This window comes from Mesorhizobium sp. M7D.F.Ca.US.004.01.2.1 (assembly GCF_003997785.1).
Taxonomy (GTDB): Bacteria; Pseudomonadota; Alphaproteobacteria; order Rhizobiales; family Rhizobiaceae; genus Mesorhizobium; species Mesorhizobium loti.
Genome location: NZ_RZRQ01000365.1, coordinates 1 through 5,432, shown reverse-complemented (window position 1 = coordinate 5,432; position 5,432 = coordinate 1). Strand labels below are relative to the sequence as shown.

The window sequence follows — 5,432 nt, the reverse complement described above, 5'->3', positions numbered from 1 at the left end:
ACGGCCCGTCCGCCACCATTTTCGGCACACGCTACGACGCCGATGCCATCGCCAAGGTCAAGGCCGACTGGTTCGCACAGTGGGCCTCCTGGTCGCTTGGCCTCGAGCCCGGCAGCCTGGAGGTCACCCCGCATGGCGAGGATCGCGCCGAGGCCGTCTTTGCGATGCACTACGACTATCTTCCAAAGGACAAGTCGGCGGCACGCCTGACCGGCAAGGCGCGCGTCACGCTCGGCCTGGTCAAGGCCGACGGTGGCTGGCGCATCGAATCCGAGACATCGCAAGCGATGCAATAAGCGCCATCTGCCGGATTCTTTGATCTGTCAAAAACGGTCCGTTTCGTTTCACCACAACCTCACCTATATTGCCGGCGAAATTGTTGGCGAGGACGACAGAAATGGCCGAGGACGCCGATCCGGCGCGCAAATCGATCGGTGCGCGGCGCAATCCCGCCAGCGCCGATGCCATTCTCGAAGCAGCCGAGGCTGTGCTGGTCGAGGCCGGTTATGCCGGCTTCTCGATCGAGGCGGTGGCACGGCGGGCCCGCGCCGGCAAACCCACCATCTATCGCTGGTGGCCGAGCAAGGCGGCATTGCTGCTCGAAGTCTACCAGCGCCAGAAACGCGTCGATGTTCCCGATACCGGGCGACTGGAGGAGGATCTCGTCGGCTTCCTGAATAACCTGTTCGCGCACTGGCGCGAGACATCGTCGGGCAGCGTGTTCAGGTCGCTGATCGCCGAGGCGCAGTCGGATGATGCGGCGTCCGCGGCCCTTGCCGACTATGCGCTGGGTCGACGCTCCCATACCGGCCAGATGGTCGAACGCGCCAGGGCAAGGGGCGAAATCGGCGCCGATATCGATGCAGCGCTGGTCGCCGACCTGATCGCCTCCTTCGCCTGGAAGCATCTGTTGACCAACCGGCTCGACGAGGACGAAGCGACGATACGCAAGGCCGTCCACTACGTGATGCGCGGCATAGCGGTGCCCGGAAGGTAGAAAGCGCCGACCTGGGTCGACAAAAAGGCACGGCAACCCTTGGCTGCCGCGCCCCTTTCAAAAAATTCTTTCAGGCCTACTTGGCGCTTTCCAGCGTATCGACCGCCTTCTTCAGGTTCGCGTCGGGGATCTCGACCTTGGCGCCGCCGCGCAGCGACTTGACCAGCGCGAAGTACTTGTCGCGGATGACCGCCTGCTTGGCCTGGTCCTTGACGTCGTCAAAAGCCGGCGGCTGCTTGGTGCGCTTGTCCTCGAGCTTGATGACATGCCAGCCGAACTGCGTCTGCACCGGCTGCTCGGTGTATTTGCCGACCTCGAGCGCGGAGGCCGCCTTGTCGAACTCCGGCACCATCTGGCCAGGTCCGAACCAGCCGAGATCGCCGCCGCTGGTCTTGCCTGACGGATCGCTGGTGTGCTCGTTGGCGAGCTTCTGGAAGTCGGCGCCGCCGTCGAGTTGCTTGATGATCGCCTCGGCCTCTTCCTTCGTCTTCACGAGGATGTGACGGGCGTGCAGCTCGTTGGTGGGCGGCGTGTTGGCGATTTCCTGGTCGTAGCGGGCGCGAACCTCGGCGTCGGTGACCTTGTCGACAACACCCTTCTCAACCATCTCGCCATGCAGCGCGCGCTGCTGCAGGAAGGCCATACGGCGCTGGAAATCGGGATCCTTGTCGAGGCCGGTCGTGACCGCCTGAGCGGCCATGACGCGGATCTCGATGGCAGCCGAAAGGGCCGCGGCGCGGCGCTGCTCGGGCGGCAACTGCGCGAACTGCTGCGACAATTCCCCTTCGGCAAGCACCAGGTCGGCTTCGGTCAAGGGCTGGCCGTTGACCGTGGCGATCACGGTATTCGGATCGACCGGTGCCGCGGCCGGTGCTGCTGCATCCGCCGGAGCGGGAGCGGTTTGCTGCGCCATCAGCGGCGACAGCGAAAGGGCCGACAGGCCGAAGGCCAAGCCAAGGCTGGCGAGCGACGCGCGGCGGAACAACAAGGACATAAGATGACTCCGGTGGGGATTGTGAGGAGGGGGTGGCTTCCAGATCAGCCAGATTGTGGCGGAATTTGGCGCGACCGGCAGGGCCAGCGCGGCGTTGACATCAGTTGAGCCCCCTCTTATCTGTCCAACGACTTTGCGTCCAGAACCGTTTTCCGGGCGCTTTTTGTGTTTGTCCACGTTCACGTGGAATTGATGGGGCCGGCCGGCGCTCATCTCAAGATTGAGAATTCTATCGAAAGGACCATTGGATGGTCAGTCTCGGCGGTCTCGCCCGTAAGGTTTTCGGTTCCTCCAACGATCGTCGGGTCAAATCGACCCGGCCTCGTGTCGAGGCGATCAACGCCATGGAAAACGAGATGCGGGCGCTCTCCGACGAGGAGTTGGTCGGCCGCACCGCGAAATTCCGCCAGGACATCGCCAACGGCGCCACGCTCGATGACCTTTTGGTGCCAGCTTTCGCCACTGCCCGCGAGGCAGCGCGCCGCGTGCTCGGCATGCGCCCCTTCGATGTCCAGCTGATCGGCGGCATGGTGCTGCACAATGGCGGCATTGCCGAGATGCGCACCGGCGAGGGCAAGACCCTGGTCGCGACGCTGCCGGTCTACCTCAACGCGCTTGCCGGCAATGGTGTCCACGTCGTCACCGTCAATGACTATCTGGCCACCCGCGACTCCGAATGGATGGGCCGCGTCTACAAGTTCCTCGGCCTCTCGGTCGGCGTCATCGTCCACGGCCTGTCCGACGAGGAGCGCCGCGTCGCTTACGCGTCCGACGTAACCTACGCCACCAACAACGAGCTCGGCTTCGACTATCTGCGCGACAACATGAAGTATGAGCGCAACCAGATGGTGCAGCGCGGTCACAATTACGCGATCGTCGACGAAGTCGATTCCATCCTGGTCGACGAGGCGCGCACGCCGCTGATCATTTCCGGTCCGCTCGAAGACCGTTCGGAAATGTACAACACCATCGACACCTTCATCATCCAGCTGCAGCCGCAGGATTATGAGATCGACGAGAAGCAGAAGACCTCGATCTTCACCGAGGAAGGCACCGAGAAGCTCGAGAACCTTTTGCGCGACGCCGACCTGCTCAAGGGCGAGTCGCTCTACGACGTCGAGAACGTCGCCATCGTCCACCATGTCAACAATGCGCTGAAGGCGCACCGGCTGTTCCAGAAGGACAAGGACTACATCGTCCGCAACGGCGAGATCGTCATCATCGACGAGTTCACCGGCCGCATGATGCCGGGCCGCCGCTATTCGGAAGGCCTGCACCAGGCGCTCGAAGCCAAGGAGCATGTGGCGATCCAGCCGGAGAACCAGACGCTCGCCTCCGTCACCTTCCAGAACTACTTCCGCCTCTACAAGAAGCTTTCCGGCATGACCGGCACGGCGCTGACCGAGGCCGAGGAGTTCGGCAACATCTACAATCTCGACGTCACCGAGATTCCGACCAATCTGCCGGTCATCCGCAAGGACGAAGACGACGAGGTCTACCGGACGGTCGAGGAGAAATACAAGGCGATCGTCAGGGAGATCCGCGAAGCCAGCGCCAAGGGCCAGCCGACGCTGGTCGGCACCACCTCCATTGAAAAGTCCGAGCAGCTGGCCGATCGCCTGCGCAAGGAAGGCTTCACGGATTTCGAGGTGCTGAACGCCCGCCACCACGAGCGCGAGGCGGCGATCGTCGCCCAGGCCGGCAAGCCCGGCGCCATCACCATTGCCACCAACATGGCCGGCCGTGGCACCGACATCAAGCTCGGCGGCAATGCCGAGATGCGCATTGAAGATGAACTCGGCGACATGCCGGCCGGACCCGAGCGCGAGGCGCGGGAAAAAGAGATCAATGCCGACGTCGAGCGGCTGAAGGAAAAGGCCCTGGCCGCCGGCGGCCTCTATGTGCTGGCCACTGAACGTCACGAATCGCGCCGCATCGATAACCAGCTGCGCGGCCGTTCCGGTCGTCAGGGCGACCCCGGCCGTTCGAAATTCTTCCTGTCGCTGCAGGATGACCTGATGCGCATCTTCGGCTCCGAGCGTATGGACGGCATGCTGCAGAAGCTCGGCCTCAAGGAAGACGAGGCGATCATCCATCCCTGGATCAACAAGGCGCTGGAAAAGGCGCAGAAGAAGGTCGAGGCGCGCAACTTCGACATCCGCAAGAACCTTTTGAAATATGACGACGTCTCCAACGACCAGCGCAAGGTGGTGTTCGAGCAACGCATCGAACTGATGGATGGCGAAGGCCTTTCTGAAACCATTGGCGAGATGCGCGAGGGCGTCATCGACGAGATCGTCGCCAAGGCCATTCCCGAAAATGCCTATGCTGAGCAGTGGGATGTCGCGGGCCTGAAGGCCGAGGTCGCCGAATTCCTCAATCTCGACCTGCCGATCGAAGACTGGGCCAAGGAAGAGGGCATCGCAGAGGACGACATCCGCGAGCGCATCACCCAGGCTGCCGACGCCGCCGCCAAGGAGCGCTCCGAGCGTTTTGGTCCCGAGGTGATGAGCTATGTCGAACGTTCGGTGGTGCTGCAGACGCTCGACCATCTGTGGCGTGAGCACATCGTCAATCTCGACCATCTGCGTTCGGTCGTCGGCTTCCGCGGCTACGCCCAGCGCGATCCGCTGCAGGAATACAAGGGCGAGGCGTTCGAGCTGTTCCAGGCGATGCTGGGCAATCTGCGCCAGGCCGTCACTGCGCAGCTGATGCGCGTCGAGCTGGTCCGCCAGGCCGCCGAAGCCCCGCCGCCCGAGGCGCCCGACATGTTCGGCACCCATATCGACGGCACCACCGGCGAGAATGACTTCGAAGGCGGCGAGACCGCCCTTCTGGTCCGCCCGGAGACAACCGCCGTCGTCGCTCCCGAGGACCGCGACCCCAACAACCAGGCGACCTGGGGCAAGGTCGGCCGCAACGAGGCCTGCCCCTGCGGCTCCGGCAAGAAGTACAAGCACTGCCACGGCGCGTTCGCCTGATCATTTGATAGGTCGGCGGGACAGCACCCCTCTGGCCTGCCGGCCATCTCCCCCTCATGGGGGGAGATCGGCAGTTGCGACGCCCTACCCTCAACTTTGACAATTGGCGAAAGCCTCGGAGAGGGCGATCTCCCCTCGAGGGGGAGATGCCAGGCAGGGCAGAGGAGCGCGAAGGATCGCCGACCTTCGATCCCGTCCTCCCGAACAAACTTCCTACAGCAGCCCTGAATCGCGTGCCGCCGCAGTGGCTTCACCGCGCGAAACGGCCTCCAGCTTGCCCAGCACCGCCGAGACATGGTGATCGACGGTCTTCGGCGAAATGGTCAGCTGCTCGGCGATCCGCTTGTTGGAAAAGCCGCGTTCGATCAGCTGCAGCACTTCCATCTGGCGCTGGGTCAGGCCGGCCTGATTTTCGCGCGTCGTGCGGCGCGGCCCCCGGGCGATGTTGACGCCGTTGCGC

General features: G+C 63.5%; 5 protein-coding genes. 3 read left to right on the top strand and 2 right to left on the bottom strand.

The genetic code is table 11. The annotated features are described in order from the left end of the window. Positions 1 to 296, top strand: a 296-nt coding sequence (locus tag EN993_RS30465) for a nuclear transport factor 2 family protein (RefSeq protein WP_164757911.1), incomplete at its 5' end; no start/stop codon positions are given. Positions 297 to 397: 101 nt separating this feature from the next. Then, a complete protein-coding gene (locus EN993_RS30460; protein ID WP_109658607.1) occupies positions 398 to 997 on the top strand; it encodes a TetR/AcrR family transcriptional regulator in 600 nt (199 codons plus the stop codon). Positions 998 to 1,073: 76 nt separating this feature from the next. On the opposite strand, the gene EN993_RS30455 is transcribed toward EN993_RS30460, so the two are convergent. Further along, entirely contained in the window at positions 1,074 to 1,991 is a 918-nt protein-coding gene (locus EN993_RS30455; RefSeq protein ID WP_109658606.1) for a peptidylprolyl isomerase, read from the bottom strand. 248 nt (positions 1,992 to 2,239) lie between these two features. Here EN993_RS30455 and secA point away from each other — a divergent pair, with 248 nt between their 5' ends. Further along, positions 2,240 to 4,972: a preprotein translocase subunit SecA gene (gene secA / locus EN993_RS30450; protein WP_109658605.1), complete on the top strand. Its 2,733-nt coding sequence runs from the start codon at positions 2,240 to 2,242 to the stop codon at positions 4,970 to 4,972. Positions 4,973 to 5,185: 213 nt separating this feature from the next. On the opposite strand, the gene EN993_RS30445 is transcribed toward secA, so the two are convergent. After that, the coding region (locus EN993_RS30445; protein WP_164757910.1) for a LuxR C-terminal-related transcriptional regulator at positions 5,186 to 5,432 on the bottom strand (247 nt) is incomplete at its 5' end.

Bases quoted from the DNA above. Each gene is read 5' to 3' on its own strand.
- EN993_RS30460 (WP_109658607.1), top strand. From the start codon at position 398: ATGGCCGAGGACGCCGATCCGGCGCGCAAATCGATCGGTGCGCGGCGC.
- EN993_RS30455 (WP_109658606.1), bottom strand. From the start codon at position 1,991: ATGTCCTTGTTGTTCCGCCGCGCGTCGCTCGCCAGCCTTGGCTTGGCC.
- secA (WP_109658605.1), top strand. From the start codon at position 2,240: ATGGTCAGTCTCGGCGGTCTCGCCCGTAAGGTTTTCGGTTCCTCCAAC.